The organism is Grimontia celer, from assembly GCF_900055185.1.
Taxonomy (GTDB): Bacteria; Pseudomonadota; Gammaproteobacteria; order Enterobacterales; family Vibrionaceae; genus Enterovibrio; species Enterovibrio celer.
Genome location: NZ_FIZX01000108.1, coordinates 1 through 500, shown reverse-complemented (window position 1 = coordinate 500; position 500 = coordinate 1). Strand labels below are relative to the sequence as shown.

The window sequence follows — 500 nt, the reverse complement described above, 5'->3', positions numbered from 1 at the left end:
GCTGGCAATGTCGGGTCTGGCTCTTGATTGTTTTCAATCGCTTTCACTAAAGCACGTTGCGCAGGCATGATGACGAAGAACACGTTACCAACCATGATGGTACCAATGATAGCGCCTACGTGGATGTAAGCACCACGTCCACTGAACACCTGCGACAAACCATAGGCTGCACCTACCAACCCTAGGAACAACACGATACCTAACAGTACCGGCGTTTTGCCCAAAGGCGAGTTACACAGTAGGTTGTAGATTACCCAACCAGAGATAAGCGCAGCAATACCGATCATAATCGCTGTTGTTGAGTCGATGCCCGAACCTGGAGCTACTAGATAGATTTCAGCATTGAGGTAATACACTACGCCCAATAGCAGTACACCCGTAATCCAAGTAAAGTAAGCTTCCCACTTAAACCAGTGAAGGTTCTCTGGCATTTTGGGCGGTGCCAGTTTGTATTTCTCTAGATGGTAAATACCACCACCGTGAATCGCCCACAAATCGCC

Annotated in this window: 1 protein-coding gene; it reads right to left on the bottom strand. The window is 48.2% G+C overall.

What is annotated here, in order from left to right:
- The coding region (locus GCE9029_RS25670) for a urate hydroxylase PuuD (protein ID WP_197475455.1) at positions 1-500 on the bottom strand (500 nt) is incomplete at both ends.